11 protein-coding genes are annotated in these 14,918 nt (G+C 56.4%); 6 read left to right on the forward strand and 5 right to left on the reverse strand.

Annotated features, from left to right (window positions below; genetic code table 11):
- Positions 1-25: 25 nt before the first annotated feature.
- The 4 genes from RTX30_RS07245 to moeA all read right to left on the reverse strand — a co-directional run bounded on the left by RTX30_RS07245 (position 26) and on the right by moeA (position 5,526).
- Positions 26-2,458, reverse strand: coding sequence for a formate C-acetyltransferase/glycerol dehydratase family glycyl radical enzyme (locus tag RTX30_RS07245; protein WP_312688446.1), 2,433 nt, complete (start codon positions 2,456-2,458; stop codon positions 26-28).
- A 4-nt stretch (positions 2,459-2,462) separates the two neighbouring features.
- Positions 2,463-3,362 (reverse strand): glycyl-radical enzyme activating protein, encoded by a 900-nt coding sequence (locus RTX30_RS07250; RefSeq protein ID WP_312688742.1) that lies wholly within the window; start codon positions 3,360-3,362, stop codon positions 2,463-2,465.
- 176 nt (positions 3,363-3,538) lie between these two features.
- Complete coding sequence (gene moeB, locus RTX30_RS07255) at positions 3,539-4,291, reverse strand: molybdopterin-synthase adenylyltransferase MoeB (RefSeq protein ID WP_312688448.1); 753 nt, start codon at positions 4,289-4,291, stop codon at positions 3,539-3,541.
- A gap of 2 nt (positions 4,292-4,293) precedes the next feature.
- The gene (moeA, locus tag RTX30_RS07260) at positions 4,294-5,526 is read right to left on the reverse strand and encodes a molybdopterin molybdotransferase MoeA (RefSeq protein ID WP_312688449.1); all 1,233 of its coding nucleotides are present in this window, start codon (positions 5,524-5,526) and stop codon (positions 4,294-4,296) included.
- A 161-nt stretch (positions 5,527-5,687) separates the two neighbouring features.
- Between moeA and iaaA the strand changes: the two genes are divergently transcribed.
- From iaaA to gsiD, 5 genes are read left to right on the forward strand one after another with little or no spacing between them, the layout of a single operon-like run.
- Complete coding sequence (iaaA, locus tag RTX30_RS07265) at positions 5,688-6,629, forward strand: beta-aspartyl-peptidase (protein WP_312688450.1); 942 nt, start codon at positions 5,688-5,690, stop codon at positions 6,627-6,629.
- Positions 6,598-8,511: a glutathione ABC transporter ATP-binding protein GsiA gene (gene gsiA, locus RTX30_RS07270; protein WP_312688451.1), complete on the forward strand. Its 1,914-nt coding sequence runs from the start codon at positions 6,598-6,600 to the stop codon at positions 8,509-8,511. Before iaaA ends, gsiA begins: the two co-directional genes overlap by 32 nt.
- A gap of 33 nt (positions 8,512-8,544) precedes the next feature.
- The gene (gene gsiB / locus RTX30_RS07275) at positions 8,545-10,083 is read left to right on the forward strand and encodes a glutathione ABC transporter substrate-binding protein GsiB (RefSeq protein ID WP_312688453.1); all 1,539 of its coding nucleotides are present in this window, start codon (positions 8,545-8,547) and stop codon (positions 10,081-10,083) included.
- Between the two features lie 46 nt (positions 10,084-10,129).
- Complete coding sequence (gsiC, locus tag RTX30_RS07280; RefSeq protein ID WP_312688454.1) at positions 10,130-11,050, forward strand: glutathione ABC transporter permease GsiC; 921 nt, start codon at positions 10,130-10,132, stop codon at positions 11,048-11,050.
- Between the two features lie 2 nt (positions 11,051-11,052).
- Complete coding sequence (gene gsiD / locus RTX30_RS07285) at positions 11,053-11,964, forward strand: glutathione ABC transporter permease GsiD (protein WP_312688456.1); 912 nt, start codon at positions 11,053-11,055, stop codon at positions 11,962-11,964.
- 49 nt (positions 11,965-12,013) lie between these two features.
- Here gsiD and rimO read toward each other — a convergent pair whose 3' ends face one another.
- Positions 12,014-13,339 carry a 30S ribosomal protein S12 methylthiotransferase RimO gene (rimO, locus tag RTX30_RS07290; RefSeq protein WP_312688457.1) on the reverse strand — a complete coding sequence of 442 codons (1,326 nt, stop codon included), beginning with the start codon at positions 13,337-13,339 and terminating at the stop codon, positions 12,014-12,016.
- A 524-nt stretch (positions 13,340-13,863) separates the two neighbouring features.
- On the opposite strand from rimO, the gene RTX30_RS07295 reads away from it, so the two are divergent.
- Complete coding sequence (locus RTX30_RS07295) at positions 13,864-14,823, forward strand: helix-turn-helix domain-containing GNAT family N-acetyltransferase (protein WP_312688458.1); 960 nt, start codon at positions 13,864-13,866, stop codon at positions 14,821-14,823.
- Positions 14,824-14,918: the final 95 nt, after the last annotated feature.

Consider the following 14,918-nt stretch of genomic DNA (forward strand, 5'->3'; position numbering starts at 1 on the left):
GCGCAACGCCGGGGGAGGGGGAAAGTCACAATGTGTGTTCGGTGCGGGCAATAATGTCGTCCTGGGCATCCGGCGACAGAGCCGTAAAGAAGGCGGAATATCCGGCGACACGCACCACCAGGTCACGATACTGATCCGGGTGTTGTTTCGCCGCTATCAACGTCTCGCGGGAAACAATGTTGTACTGAATATGCCAGCCTTTATGCACCTCAAAAAAGGTGCGCAGTAAGGCCATCAGTTTCTGTCTGTCGCTGTCATTGCACAGCGTGGCGGGGTTGAGTTTTTGATTGAGCAGCACGCCTCCGAGGATCGCCGCTACCGGCAGTTTACCGACCGAACTCATCACCGCTGTGGGCCCGAGATGATCGGTGCCGGACGCCGGGCTTGCCCCTTCCGCCAGCGGCGTTTTGGCTTTGCGCCCGTCCGGTGTCGCCATCGTGGCGGCGCCAAACGGCACGTTAGCAGAGATGGACGACGTCCCGGCGTAATACTTGCCGCCAATCGGGCCGCGACCATAACGGGGATTGTGGTACTGCTGCAGTTCGTCGATATAGGTTTGATACGCGCGCACCAACAGAGTATCGACACTGTCGTCGTCATTGCCATATTTTGGCGCGCTGTTCACCAGCCGCTGGCGTAGTTGTTCGTGCGCAAGACCATCGAAGTCCTCTTTCAGCGCCTGTGCCAGCTGTTGTTGCCCGATTATGCCCTGCTCGAAGACCAGTTTTTTTACCGCGGCCAGGCTGTTGCCGAGGTTAGCAATACCGACCTGTAAACCCGACACCCAGTCATATTTTGCCCCGCCTTGCTTAATGCTTTTGGCCCGCTCAATACAGTCATCCACCAGTGTGGAGCAAAGAATATCCGGCACGTTCTCTTCCAGCATGGTGTCGACGACATACTCAATCTCAATCGATTTGCGCGTGAAATAGCGGATCTGTCGATCCCAGTCCTCCATTACCTCGTCGAACGCCTGGAAATTACCCGCCGACAACGCATGATCTTGCGGCAGAAACACCTTGCCGCTGGTGGCGTCGCGGCCCCCTTCCAGCGCTGCCAGCATCACGCGTGCGAAGTTGATAAAGCTCATACCGGTGCAGCGGTAGCCCCACTTACCGCCGACCGCGGTTTCAATACAGCCAATCGCTGCGTAGTCATACGCGTCCGCCGGTTCAATACCGAGTTTGATAAATTCAGGGATCACGATTTCATCGTTATTGAATGCGGGCATGCCGAAACCGCAGCGGATCACTTGCACGCAGGCGTCGAGGAAGTCATTGCTCATTCCCGCGTGGTAGCGCACGCTGAGGTTCGGTTGCGTGGAGCGCAGGCGACCGCAAGACTCGAGAATGGCGTAAGAGAGCGGGTTGACTGCATCCTGCGCGTCACCGTTATGCCACAACTGGCCGCCGATGGTCACATTCTGATAGAGCGGGCTGCCCGCGGAGGCTTTGGAGTGCGAACCGGAACGGATTTTGTTCACCTCCAGCAGTTTCAGCCAGCAGCTGTGCAACAGCTCAATGGCCTCTTCCCGTTGCAACGTCTGCTGCAACTCCACATCGCGGCGATAATAAGGATAAAGATATTGATCCATGCGGCCAAACGAGACGGAATGGCCGTTGGATTCTATTTGCAGTATCAACTGGATGAAGTAACACAACTGCAATGCCTGCCAGAATGTTTTCGGCGGCTCATGCGCAATGATCTGGCAGTTTTCCGCCATCGCCAGCAACTCGTTACGCCGCTGCTGGCGCGTCTCTTCATTCGCCATGGTACGCGCCAGTTCTGCAAAGCGCGCAATATGCAGAGTGACCGCTTCCAGCACGATGTCTGTCGCTTTCAGGAACTGCTCGCCGTGCAGATCCGCCAGTACCGTCAGGTTAATGCGTGCGCGCCGCGCCGCGACTTTCCGACGCAGACCATCAAGCCCCTGTTCCAGCAACAGCGGGAAGTTGACCGCAAGATGCGCATCGCCAGAGGTCATGTTGCCTTCTGCTTTAATGATGCCGGTTTCCAGCAGCGCTTTTTGCTCATCGGTAAACATGCCATAGCAGCGATCCTGCACCGTCTGGCCGCGCCACCACGGACAAATGTCATGCAGAACGCGTTTATTTTCGTCGCTGACGGCAAAGCCGGCACCAGGACGATCCGCCAGGTCGTCGATCTCTTTTTCAATCCACGAAACGGTATATTCCGGAAAGATCGGCGCGGCGCGGACTTCACTGGCCTGATTACCGATAATCAGTTCATCATGTTTAATCCAAATGGTGCGCTGCGCAAGGTGATGGGCCAACGCCAGCGCCCGGCGTACCGGGATCGGTTTATCCATGTTTTGCTGGTAAATCTGCGTGTAATGGCTCGCGCGTTCGGTACACACCGGCGGCTTAACAATGTGCACCAGCGCCGTTTTGTGCGCCTTAATGCGGTCAGTGAGTGTGTTCAGTTGCAGCGTCGTCATACTCTTATCCTCGTAATGTCACGCTCAGCCCGTGGCTGCAGGCATATTCTTTGGCAAAGGCCAGCAGGGCGGGCGCATCGAGCGGCTTGTCAGGGGCGGTGTAGGGTTCGCCAAGCAAGTGATACTTATTGATGCCCAGCGTGTGATACGGCAAAAAGTGGATCTCGCGGACTTTTAGCGTCTGCGCGGCAAAGTCGGTAATGGCCTGGATCGCAGTTTTATCGGCATTGAAACCGGGGATCAGCGGCACGCGGATAACGATCTGCTTCCCCGTTTGCGCCAGGCGTTGCAGATTATCGAGTACTCGCCTGGCGCTACCGTCAGTCCACTGGCGGAAAACCGCCTCATCCACATGTTTTAAATCCGCGAGGAACAGGTCAATAAAGGGCAATGAAGGTTCAATATAGCGCCAGGGCACATGCAGACAGGTTTCCACTGCCGTATGGATGCCCTGCTGGTGGCTGGCTTGCAACAGGGCTTGCGCCAGTTCAGGCTGCATAAACGGTTCGCCGCCGGAGAGGGTAAGTCCGCCGCCGCTGCGATCGTAAAAGGCTTTGTCGCGCAGCACCGTTGCGGTGATCTCTTCTACGGACCTCTGTTCGCCACAGACGCTCAACGCATGCGTTGGGCAGCAGTGGGTCAGAATATCCAGCGTGCGCTCAGTCAGTTTTTCCCGGTGAATCAGGAGATCATTCAGCGCCCGGCTGATCACGTCTGGCGCCGCCGTCTGGCACAATTCGCACCCGGCCAGGCAGAGCCGCGGATCGAACAGCAGATCCCGCGCCCGTGCGCGGCTTTCCGGGTTTTGGCACCAGCGGCAGCCCAGTGAGCAGCCTTTCATAAACACGACGGTGCGAATGCCGGGGCCATCGTGAGTGGAATAACGCTGAATATTGAAAATCATCATCATCTCCATCTTGCGTATGAAGATTAAATTACTTTCGAATGAAAGTTTGCTTGATGAAAATCAACTCACCGCGATATAGCGCAGCAGGGTTCCTAAAGTATGGAGAAGGTCACATTGTGGGCCGGTTACCGGATGGGGCCCGATAAAAGAGCTCGCCATCCGGCACGGAAACCTTAACCGCCGCACACCTCACAGGCGGGATTGCGCAGCAGCTTCATGTCGCGAAACTGGCAGGCCATCGCATCGTACATCACGATTTTCCCCGCCGCAGGGGTACCGTAGTGGGTTAATACCTTAATGGCTTCCATCGCTTGTAATGAACCAATCACGCCGACCAGCGGCGCCATTACGCCGGCTTCCACACAGGTGAGGGCGTTTTCACCAAACAGGCGGCTCAGGCAGCGGTAGCAGGGTTCGTTTTCACCCCAGGTAAAGACGCTGATCTGCCCCTCCATACGAATTGCCGCGCCGGAAACCAGCGGCGTTTTATGTCGGAAACAGCCCGCGTTAAGCTGGTTACGAATAGCGACGTTATCGGTACAGTCCAGTACCAGGTCGTGGGCGGCAATCTGCGCAAACAGTGCCGTTTCATCCAGTAGCGCATTAAGGGAGGTAAACTGCACATGTGGGTTAATGCGCTGGAGCGACGTGCGGGCGGAATCCACTTTGGCCATGCCGATCCCTGCATCGCTGTGCAGGGTCTGGCGCTGCAGATTGGAGAGGGCGACGGTGTCGAAGTCCAGCAGCGTCATCTGGCCTGTGCCCGCAGCCGCCAGATATTGCGCGGCGGCGCAGCCGAGTCCTCCCAGGCCGACCACCATTACGCGAGCGGCTTTTAACCGCTCCTGACCGTCAAAATCAAAACCGCGCAGAATAATCTGCCGGTTGTAACGCATCATCTCGGCGTCGCTGAGTTCTTCGACCATCGTTAGCCTCCGAAGAGATGATTAAACATCTCGACGTCTACCCACTCGCCATCTTCAACATTCCCGCGTTCGCGCTCCAGCACGACAAAGCAGTTGCCCTGACCAAACGAGCTGAAAATATGCGAGCCCTGGTGACCCGTAGTGCGTACTTCCAGCGTACCGTCTTCGCCCCGGCTGAGTACGCCGCGCTGAAAGTCGAGACGACCCGGGGTCTTTTTCAGGCGGCCAGCCACTCGGGCGCGAAAACGCAAGGGCTGCGCGGGCGCGATATTGCCGCTCAGTTTGGCCAGCAACGGCTGCACCAACTGGTAGAAGGTGAGCGCGGCGGAAACCGGGTTACCCGGCAGGCCGCAGAACCAACTGTGCGCCAGTTTGCCAAATGCAAAGGGTTTTCCGGGTTTAATGGCCAGCTTCCAGAAGGCGATTTCACCGAGCTCATCAAGGATTGTTTTGGTGTAGTCCGCTTCACCAACCGATACACCGCCGGAACTGATCACCACATCGGCCTGGCTGTCGGCTGCAATAAAGGTGTCGCGCAGTTTTTGCGGGTCATCCGGGATAATACCAAGGTTAATTACCTCGTAGCCCAGTTGCGCCAGCATCAGGTGCACAGTTAAACGGTTGGTATCGTAAATTTGCCCCTCTTCCAGCGGGTTCCCTGGCAGTTGCAACTCGTCACCGGTGGAGAACAGCGCTACGCGCACTTTACGCAGCACCGGGATGTCGGCAATGCCGAGCGACGCCAGCACTGGCAGTTCGGCGGCAGTCAGACGGGTACCGGCAGGGAAGACGCTGGCGCCTTGCTGAATATCTTCACCCGCCCGGCGAATGTTCTGGTTTTCACGTACTTCAGCGGTAAAACGGACGCCGGCATCTGTCTCTTCGGTCTGCTCCTGCATAACCACGGCATTGCAGCCAGCGGGAATTGGCGCGCCCGTCATAATGCGCACGCAGGTGCCCGCCGGCCAGACGCCATCGAACGGCTGCCCGGCAAAGGCTTTCCCGGCAACGGGCAACACCGCGCCATTTTGCAGATCCGCCAGTCGTACGGCGTAACCGTCCATGGCCGAGTTATCAAAACCCGGTACATTCAGGGGAGAGGTAATATCCTGCGCCACCACGCGGCCAAAACAGGCCGACAGCGGCAGTGTTTCGCTGTCGGTCAGCGGAGAAATGCGTGACAACATTTGTGACAGTGCCGTCTCGAGGGAGATCAGGCCATTTGATGATTCCATATTGATATCCTGCACAACGCGTTGAAGCCGCCATTATGGCAGAAAAGCGCCCATGCCTGAATGCCTTACGTTTACCCCATTGTAGTCACGTCTCTTTACATCGTTGTAACGACTTCCTATATTCAGAAATCTTCGCAAACAAAGTAACCCGGGCGAAAAACATGGTTAAAGCGGTGATCGCAATACACGGTGGGGCGGGTGCAATCAGCCGCGCGCAGATGAGCCCGGAAAAAGAGCAGCGCTATGCACAGGTGCTCTCTTCCATTGTTGAAACCGGGCAACGGATGCTGGAAGCGGGCGAAAGCGCGGTGGATGTGGTGACAGAAGCGGTACGGCTGCTGGAAGAGTGCCCACTGTTTAACGCCGGTATTGGTGCCGTTTTCACCCGTGATGAAACCCACGAGCTGGACGCCTGTGTGATGGACGGCGTGACGTTAAACGCGGGCGCGGTGGCGGGGGTGAGCCGCTTACGTAACCCGGTGCTGGCGGCGCGACTGGTGATGGAACACAGCCCTCATGTGTTGATGATAGGCGAAGGCGCCGAGCAGTTTGCTTTCGCGCACGGCATGGAACCGGTCGCGCCGGGGCTGTTTTCCACCCAGGCGCGTTTTCAGCAACTTCTTGAAGCGCGCGATGCCGGGCACACCGTACTCGACCACGGTTCTGCGCCGCTGGATGAGAGCAAAAAATTCGGTACGGTGGGTGCCGTTGCGCTGGATAAGCAGGGAAACCTTGCAGCCGCGACCTCCACCGGCGGTATGACCAACAAACTGCCGGGGCGTGTGGGCGATAGCCCGTTACCCGGTGCCGGGTGTTATGCCAATAACGCCAGCGTGGCGGTGTCATGCACAGGGACGGGCGAGGTCTTCATTCGTGCGCTGGCAGCGTATGACATCGCGGCACTGATGGATTACGGCGGGCTGAGTCTGCATGAGGCCGCTGAGGCAGTGGTGATGGAAAAGTTACCGGCGCTGGGCGGTAGCGGCGGGGTGATTGCCATTGATCGTGAAGGCAATGTGGCATTGCCGTTCAACAGTGAAGGGATGTATCGTGCCTGGGGTTACGCCGGGGATGCGCCAAGCGTCGGCATTTATCGTGAATAAGGAGTGTGGGGTGTCGCAAGGGTCAGAATCAGAAGCGGATGTTGTGCTTGAGGTCAGCAATTTAGCGATCGGCTTTCGCGATGAGAAACAGGTCACCCCGGCGGTACGTCATCTCTCTTTTTCACTGAAACGGGGCGAAACGCTGGCGATCGTGGGGGAGTCCGGTTCCGGCAAATCCGTCACGGCGCTGTCCCTGCTGCGCCTGATTGAGCAATCCGGTGGGGAAGTCAGTTGCGATCATATGTATCTGACGCGCCGCAACCGGCAGAAAGTGGATTTAACCACGCTCTCGTCCTCGCAAATGCGCGGCGTGCGTGGTGCCGACATTGCCATGATCTTTCAGGAGCCGATGACCTCGCTTAACCCGGTCTTTACCGTCGGCGAACAAATTGCGGAATCCATCCGCCTGCATCAGAAACTGGGACGTGAAGATGCGCTCATTGAGGCGCGGCGGATGCTGGATCTGGTGCGTATTCCTGAATCTGAATCGATCTTATCGCGTTTTCCGCACCAGCTTTCCGGCGGCATGCGCCAGCGCGTCATGATTGCAATGGCGCTATCGTGCAGGCCGGCAGTATTGATTGCGGATGAACCGACCACCGCGCTGGATGTCACCATTCAGGCGCAGATCCTGCAACTGATTGCCGTTTTGCAAAAAGAGATGGCAATGGGCGTCATTTTTATTACCCATGATATGGGCGTGGTGGCGGACATTGCCGATCGTGTGCTGGTGATGAACCAGGGGGAAGCCGTGGAAACCGGCAGCGTGGCGCAGGTTTTCCGCGACCCGCAACACCCCTATACCAAAGCGCTGCTGGCCGCCGTGCCCAAACTGGGAGCGATGAATGGCAGTTCGCTGCCGCGCCGTTTTCCGCTGATTTCCCCCAAAGATCCGCTGCGCCAGGAGGCGGAAACCGAGCAGGATACGGTGGTGCCGGGCGAACCCATTTTGCAGGTGCGTGATTTGGTCGCCCGCTTTCCGTTACGCACGGGGATCCTCAACCGTATCACCCGCGAAGTGCATGCTGTGGAAGGGGTCAGTTTTGATTTGTGGCCAGGCGAAACGCTGTCGCTGGTGGGGGAGTCCGGCAGTGGCAAATCCACCATTGGTCGCGCGCTGCTGCGGCTGGTGGAGAACCAGAGCGGTGCGATTACTTTTAATGGCGAACGCATAGATACCCTACCGGCCAACAAGTTGCAGCTGATACGGCGGGATATCCAGTTTATTTTTCAGGATCCTTACGCCTCGCTTGATCCACGCCAGACGGTGGGCGATTCGATTATCGAACCGCTGCGCGTACATAACCTGCTGGGCGAAGCAGAGGGGCGGCAGCGGGTTGAGTGGTTGCTGGAAAGGGTCGGGCTGAAGCCAGAACATGCGTGGCGTTATCCGCATGAGTTTTCCGGCGGGCAGCGTCAGCGCATCTGCATTGCGCGCGCGTTAGCGCTGAACCCGCGCGTAGTGGTAGCGGATGAGTCCGTGTCGGCGCTGGATGTGTCGATCCGTGCGCAAATCATTAATTTATTACTCGATTTACAGCGAGAGCTGGGGATCGCGTTTCTGTTTATTTCTCATGATATGGCGGTGGTGGAGCGGATAAGCCACCGGGTTGCGGTGATGTATCTCGGGCAAATTGTCGAAATTGGTCCGCGGCGTGCGGTTTTTGAAAACCCACAGCATCCTTATACGCGCAAGTTGATGTCGGCGGTTCCCGTCGCCGATCCTGCGCATCGTCACGCGCAGCGTGTGTTGTTATCTGATGATATGCCCAGCAATATCCGCAAACGCGGCGAGTCGATGCAGCGCGTGCAGTTGCAGAACGTGGGGCCGGGGCACTTTGTTGCCCGCTCGACGCCTGGCAGCACGCAATCCCGTTTTTAACTGAGCACTGGCAGGGATTTTCAGGAGAACAACATGACACAATTCGTTTCACGTAACGGGCGGCTTGCTTTCAGCGTGGTGCTTGCGCTGGCCGCGACGCCTGCCTTTGCCGCGAAAAACGTGGTTGTCGCGGTGGGGTCGAATTTCACCACACTCGATCCTTACGACGCCAACGATACCCTGTCACAGGCGGTTGCGAAGTCTTTCTATCAGGGGCTGTTCGGCCTGGATAAAGAGATGAAACTGGTCAATGTGCTGGCGGAAAGTTACTCGGTATCCGAGGACGGGCTGGTTTATACCCTTACGTTGCGCAAGGGGATAAAGTTTCAGGACGGTACCGACTTTGATGCTGCCGCCGTCAAAGCCAACCTCGATCGTGCCAGCAACCCGGCGAACAGCCTTAAGCGTTATAACCTGTATAAAAATATCGACAAAACCGAGGTGGTCGACCCGGCTACGGTGAAAATCACCCTTAAGCAGCCCTTCTCGGCGTTTATTAATATTCTGGCGCACCCGGCGACGGCGATGATCTCTCCGGCGGCGCTGAAAAAATATGGCAACGAAATTGGTTTCCACCCGGTGGGTACCGGGCCGTATGTGCTGGAGGCCTGGAACCAGACGGATTATGTAAAGGTGAAGAAATTCGCCGATTACTGGCAAAAAGGGTTACCGAAGCTGGACTCCATTACCTGGCGACCGGTGGTAGATAACAATACCCGCGCCGCAATGCTGCAAACTGGCGAGGCGCAGTTTGCTTTCCCGATCCCTTATGAACAGGCGGAAGTGTTAAAGCGTAACAGTAAGCTGGAGCTGATTGCCAGCCCCTCCATCATGCAGCGCTATATCAGTATGAATGTGACGCAAAAGCCGTTCGACAACCCGAAAGTGCGCCAGGCAATCAACTATGCCATTAACCGCCAGGCGCTGGTGAAAGTGGCTTTTGCCGGGTTTGCCACGCCCGCAACGGGGGTGGTGCCGCCGACCATCAGTTATTCTCAGGCTTATGAGCCCTGGCCCTATGATCCCGCGAAAGCGCGTGAACTCCTAAAAGAGGCCGGTTATCCGCAGGGCTTTACCACTACGCTGTGGTCGTCACATAACCACAGTACGGCGCAGAAGGTGCTGCAGTTTACCCAGCAGCAACTGGCGCAGGTGGGCATAAAAGTGCAGGTGACGGCAATGGATGCCGGACAACGTGCGGCCGAGGTCGAAGGGAAAGGGCAGAGCACAAGCGGCGTACGGATGTTCTATACCGGCTGGACGGCCTCGACCGGTGAAGCCGACTGGGCGCTGTCGCCGCTGTTTGCGTCATGGAACTGGCCGCCCACCCAGTTTAATACAGCGTTTTACCGTAATCCGCAGGTGGATAAAGATTTCACTGAGGCCCTGAAAACCACCAGCCCAGAGGCAAAAGCACGTCTGTATAAACAGGCGCAGGACATTATCTGGCAGGATTCGCCGTGGGTACCGTTGGTGGTAGAGAAACTGGTTTCGGCGCACAACAAAAAGCTGACCGGGTTTTATATCATGCCCGATACCGGATTCAGCTTTGACAACGCTGATTTGCAATAAATAACGCATTCCTCCTTGTATGCTGTCAGGGGGCATGGAACTCGCGATGCTGAATTATATTATTAAACGTCTGCTCGGCCTGATCCCGACACTGTTGATCGTGGCGGTGCTGGTGTTTTTATTTGTGCATTTACTTCCCGGCGATCCGGCGCGGTTGATTGCCGGGCCGGAAGCAGATGCGCAGGTCATTGCTATGGTGCGCAGCCAGTTGGGACTGGATCAGCCGCTGTGGTTGCAGTTCTGGCAATACATTACCCGTGTCGTACAGGGCGATTTTGGTTTGTCGATGGCTTCTCGCCGCCCGGTCGTTGAAGAGATTGCCAGCCGCTTTTTGCCCACTTTTTTGCTCACGCTCACCAGTATGTTCTGGGCGATGCTGTTTGGCCTTGGCGCAGGCATTGCTGCTGCCGTGTGGCGTAACCGCTGGCCGGATCATCTGGGAATGGCGCTGGCAGTCACCGGCATTTCGTTTCCGGCTTTTGCGCTCGGTATGCTGTTAATGCAGGTCTTCTCTGTTGAACTGGGCTGGTTGCCCACCGTCGGGGCAGACAGTTGGCAGCACTACATTTTGCCATCGCTGACGCTTGGCGCGGCGGTGGCAGCCGTTATGGCGCGTTTTACCCGGGCCTCGTTCGTCGATGTGCTTAACGAAGATTATATGCGTACCGCACGCGCCAAAGGGGTGAGTGAGCGCTGGGTTATTCTCAAACATGGCCTGCGTAACGCGATGATCCCGGTAGTGACGATGATGGGGCTGCAATTTGGTTTTTTGCTCGGCGGCTCGATCGTGGTTGAAAAAGTCTTTAACTGGCCGGGACTGGGGCGACTGCTGGTGGACTCGGTAGAAATGCGCGACTACCCGGTGATCCAGGCCGAAGTGTTGCTCTTCTCTCTCGAATTTATTCTTATCAATTTAGTGGTGGATGTGCTCTACGCCGCCATTAATCCAGCCATCAGGTATAAGTAAGGATGCGACTTTTTAACTGGCGTCGACAGGCGGTATTGAATGCGATGCCCGTGGTAAAACCGGGCCATGTACGCACGCCGTGGGATGTATTCTGGCGACGTTTTCGCCGTCAGCCGGTGGCGATGACCGCCGGGCTATTTGTGTTGCTGTTGATCCTGCTGGCGATTTTCGCCCCGTGGATTGTGCCGTTTGATGCTGAAAACTACTTTGATTATGACCGCCTGAATGAAGGGCCGTCGCTGGTGCACTTGTTCGGCGTGGATTCTCTGGGGCGCGATATTTTTAGCCGGGTGCTGGTAGGCGCGCGCATCTCACTTGCCGCCGGGGTGTTTGCGGTGCTGATTGGCGCGCTGACGGGTACGGTACTGGGGCTGCTGGCAGGCTATTACGAAGGCTGGTGGGATCGGATTATTATGCGCATCTGCGATGTGCTGTTTGCTTTTCCCGGCATTCTGCTCGCGATTGCTGTGGTGGCGGTGATGGGCAGTGGTATGGCGAATGTGATTATCGCTGTGGCGGTGTTTTCGGTGCCGGCCTTTGCACGCCTGGTGCGTGGCAATACGCTGGTGCTGAAACAACAAACCTTTATCGAATCCGCACGCAGCATTGGCGCCAGCGATGCGGTGATCCTGTTCCACCATATTCTGCCCGGAACGGTGTCGTCGATTGTGGTCTATTTCACCATGCGTATTGGCACATCGATTATCTCTGCAGCCAGCCTTTCTTTTCTCGGGCTTGGGGCTCAGCCGCCCACGCCGGAGTGGGGCGCAATGCTCAATGAAGCGCGGGCAGATATGGTAATTGCGCCGCACGTGGCGCTGTTTCCGTCACTGGCCATTTTCCTGACCGTGCTGGCTTTTAATCTGTTGGGCGATGGCCTGCGAGACGCGCTGGATCCGAAGATCAAAGGTTAAGTGTGGTGGCAGAAAGAAAAAACCCGGCGATGGCCGGGTTTTAAAGAGGTTAAACGCGCGTGCCCCACAGGTCATACTCGTCGGCGTTCTCTACTTTCACGCGGATCACATCGCCAGGTTTGACGCGGGTTTCGCCGTTCAGGTAGACCGCACCGTCGATTTCCGGCGCATCTGCCATGCTGCGGCCAATCGCACCTTCTTCGTCGACTTCATCGACAATCACCAGGATTTCGCGACCGACTTTCTCTTGCAGTCGTTCTGCTGAGATTTTCTGTTGCAGCTGCATAAAGCGGTTCCAGCGCTCTTCTTTCACCTCTTCCGGCACCTGATCCGCCAGTTCGTTGGCGGTTGCGCCTTCTACCGGGCTGTATTTGAAACAGCCTACGCGATCCAGACGCGCTTCTTTCAGGAAGTCGAGCAGCATCTGGAAGTCTTCTTCGGTTTCGCCAGGGAAGCCGACAATAAACGTAGAGCGCAGAGTCAGCTCCGGGCAGATCTCACGCCATTGTTTAATGCGTGCCAGCTGGCGGTCAACGGCTCCCGGCCGCTTCATCAGTTTAAGGATGCGCGGGCTGGCGTGCTGCAAGGGAATGTCGAGGTACGGCAGAATCTTACCTTCCGCCATCAGCGGAATGACATCGTCCACGTGCGGATAAGGGTAAACATAGTGCAGACGTGTCCAGACACCGAGTTTGGCCAGTTGTTCGCACAGGCCGACCATACTGGTTTTCACCGGTTCGCCATTGTGGAAGCCCATACGATGCTTCACATCTACACCGTAGGCGGAGGTGTCCTGCGAAATGACCAGCAGTTCTTTCACTCCGGCATCGACCAGACGTTTGGCTTCTGCGAGCACATCGCCAATCGGGCGACTCACCAAATCGCCACGCATGGACGGGATAATGCAGAAGGTGCAGCGATGGTTGCAGCCTTCAGAAATCTTAAGGTAAGCGTAGTGACGGGGCGTTAGCTTAACGCCCTGTTCCGGCACGAGGCTGAGGAACGGATTGTGCTTCGGTTTCGGCACATAGTGGTGAACATGTTCGAGCACCTGCTCATAGCTGTGCGGCCCGGTGATTTCCAGTACTTTCGGGTGTACTTCGCGGATCTGGTCTTCTTTTGCGCCCAGGCAGCCGGTAACGATAACTTTTCCGTTTTCGTTCAGCGCTTCGCCAATGGCTTCCAGCGACTCTTGCACGGCACTGTCGATAAAGCCGCAGGTGTTAACGATGACCATGTCGGCATCGTCATAGCTCGGGACAACATCGTAGCCTTCGGTGCGCAGTTCCGTGAGGATGCGTTCAGAATCCACCAGGTTTTTCGGGCAGCCAAGAGAGACAAAGCCGATTTTCGGCTGCAGGTTCACATTGCTCATATGTTCAAAAAATAATCAGTTATAGGATCTCAGGGCAGGGATTGTACAGGTCTATTGCCTGGATTTATAGGGGGGGCCTGTTACGTCGTTGATTAGCGCACGTCGGGGAGAGGGATTGCCAGCTGCTTATTTCATCGTCTCCTTACCGTCATGGCTTCACGGGTTGCTCATCGTGCCGGCAATCATTACTGATCGGAGAACGAGGAAATCTCTATTAACGACGGCATGATTCAATGAAAAATAGTACTCAGTACGTATACCCACCAAACATCCCCCGCAGGAATCTCTCAAAATAGATGGAGCTAAAACGCGGTGTTGGTTCCTTAAAGTGCCGCAATGGACATGTAAATGTTGGAACTGTTTTGCGCTATTAACGTTGCCTCTGAATTGAGGAGTATTCATTACTCATCGGTTGGTTGCAGCGTGAAGATCACTGCCCGCGCTGAGGCCTGTACCGTGACGATTGACACGCCTGTTGAGAGATGGTTGTATTACACAACTATCTACTATAAACGGGTAAAGGCATGGCAACACCTCAACTTATCAATGACATTCGTGCTGCTTCGCGGCAGATGGTGCGTGAACTGGGATTTATGAACAGCACGCTGGCGGCGACGGATTATTCGCCTTCCGCGGTCCACACCCTGCTGGAAGTGGGCATGCGCGGTTCCATTACCGCTGCAGAACTGGTGGTGTTGCTCGGCCTCGAGAAATCCAGCGTCAGCAGGATGCTGGCCAGGCTTATCCAGGCCGGTGAGTTAAAGGAGGTGCCGCTGGCCCACGATGGGCGGTTTAAACAACTGGAACTGACCGCCCAGGGAAAAGCGAGCGTGGCGCGCATTAACCACTACGGAGAGGTACAGGTCCAGAAGGCGATGGACTACCTGCCACCAGACCGACAGAAAATGGTGGCGGGGGGACTGGCGGCATATGCTTCAGCACTGGAAGCGTGCCGTAAAGATGCGCCGCTCCCTGCGGGGACGAAACCGGAAATCATCACCGGTTACCTGCCGGGGATGATTGGCCGCATCAGCGAAATGCATGCGAACTATTACTCGCGACATTATGGGTTTGGCTATTTCTTTGAAAGCAAAGTGGCGGCGGGTCTGGCTGAATTTGCGGGTCGGCTCGAGAGTGAACGTAACCACATCTGGCTCGCGGTTCAGAATGACCGTGTAGTGGGTTCGGTGGCGATTGATGGTGAGGATTTGGGCAATAACGAGGCACATCTGCGCTGGTTTATCCTGGATGATGCATGCCGCGGCTCCGGCATCGGGCGTCAGTTGCTGGCCAGTGCCATGCAATTTTGCGATCGGCAGCAGTTTTCCGCCGTGCAACTCTGGACGTTCAGCGGCCTGAATGCCGCCCGACGCCTGTATGAATCTTTTGGCTTCAGGCTGGCGAAAGAGTGGCAGGGAGACCAGTGGGGTAGCAGCATGCTGGAGCAGCAGTTCACCCGCCACCGAGTCAGTGAACAGCGCTAACGTTTCACCGGCTCGTATCCGTTCCGCATGCCTGGTAAACCATGCGGAACGGTGTTCGTCTTTAATGCGTATTGCAAGCGGGTATCACTGTCATG

This window comes from Kosakonia sp., from assembly GCF_032052965.1.
Classification (GTDB): Bacteria; Pseudomonadota; Gammaproteobacteria; order Enterobacterales; family Enterobacteriaceae; genus Kosakonia.

Bases quoted from the DNA above. Each gene is read 5' to 3' on its own strand.
- RTX30_RS07245 (WP_312688446.1), bottom strand. From the start codon at position 2,458: ATGACGACGCTGCAACTGAACACACTCACTGACCGCATTAAGGCGCAC.
- gsiB (WP_312688453.1), top strand. From the start codon at position 8,545: ATGACACAATTCGTTTCACGTAACGGGCGGCTTGCTTTCAGCGTGGTG.
- RTX30_RS07295 (WP_312688458.1), top strand. From the start codon at position 13,864: ATGGCAACACCTCAACTTATCAATGACATTCGTGCTGCTTCGCGGCAG.
- moeA (WP_312688449.1), bottom strand. From the start codon at position 5,526: ATGGAATCATCAAATGGCCTGATCTCCCTCGAGACGGCACTGTCACAA.
- gsiA (WP_312688451.1), top strand. From the start codon at position 6,598: ATGCGCCAAGCGTCGGCATTTATCGTGAATAAGGAGTGTGGGGTGTCG.
- moeB (WP_312688448.1), bottom strand. From the start codon at position 4,291: ATGGTCGAAGAACTCAGCGACGCCGAGATGATGCGTTACAACCGGCAG.
- gsiD (WP_312688456.1), top strand. From the start codon at position 11,053: ATGCGACTTTTTAACTGGCGTCGACAGGCGGTATTGAATGCGATGCCC.
- RTX30_RS07250 (WP_312688742.1), bottom strand. From the start codon at position 3,362: ATGATTTTCAATATTCAGCGTTATTCCACTCACGATGGCCCCGGCATT.
- rimO (WP_312688457.1), bottom strand. From the start codon at position 13,339: ATGAGCAATGTGAACCTGCAGCCGAAAATCGGCTTTGTCTCTCTTGGC.
- iaaA (WP_312688450.1), top strand. From the start codon at position 5,688: ATGGTTAAAGCGGTGATCGCAATACACGGTGGGGCGGGTGCAATCAGC.
- gsiC (WP_312688454.1), top strand. From the start codon at position 10,130: ATGCTGAATTATATTATTAAACGTCTGCTCGGCCTGATCCCGACACTG.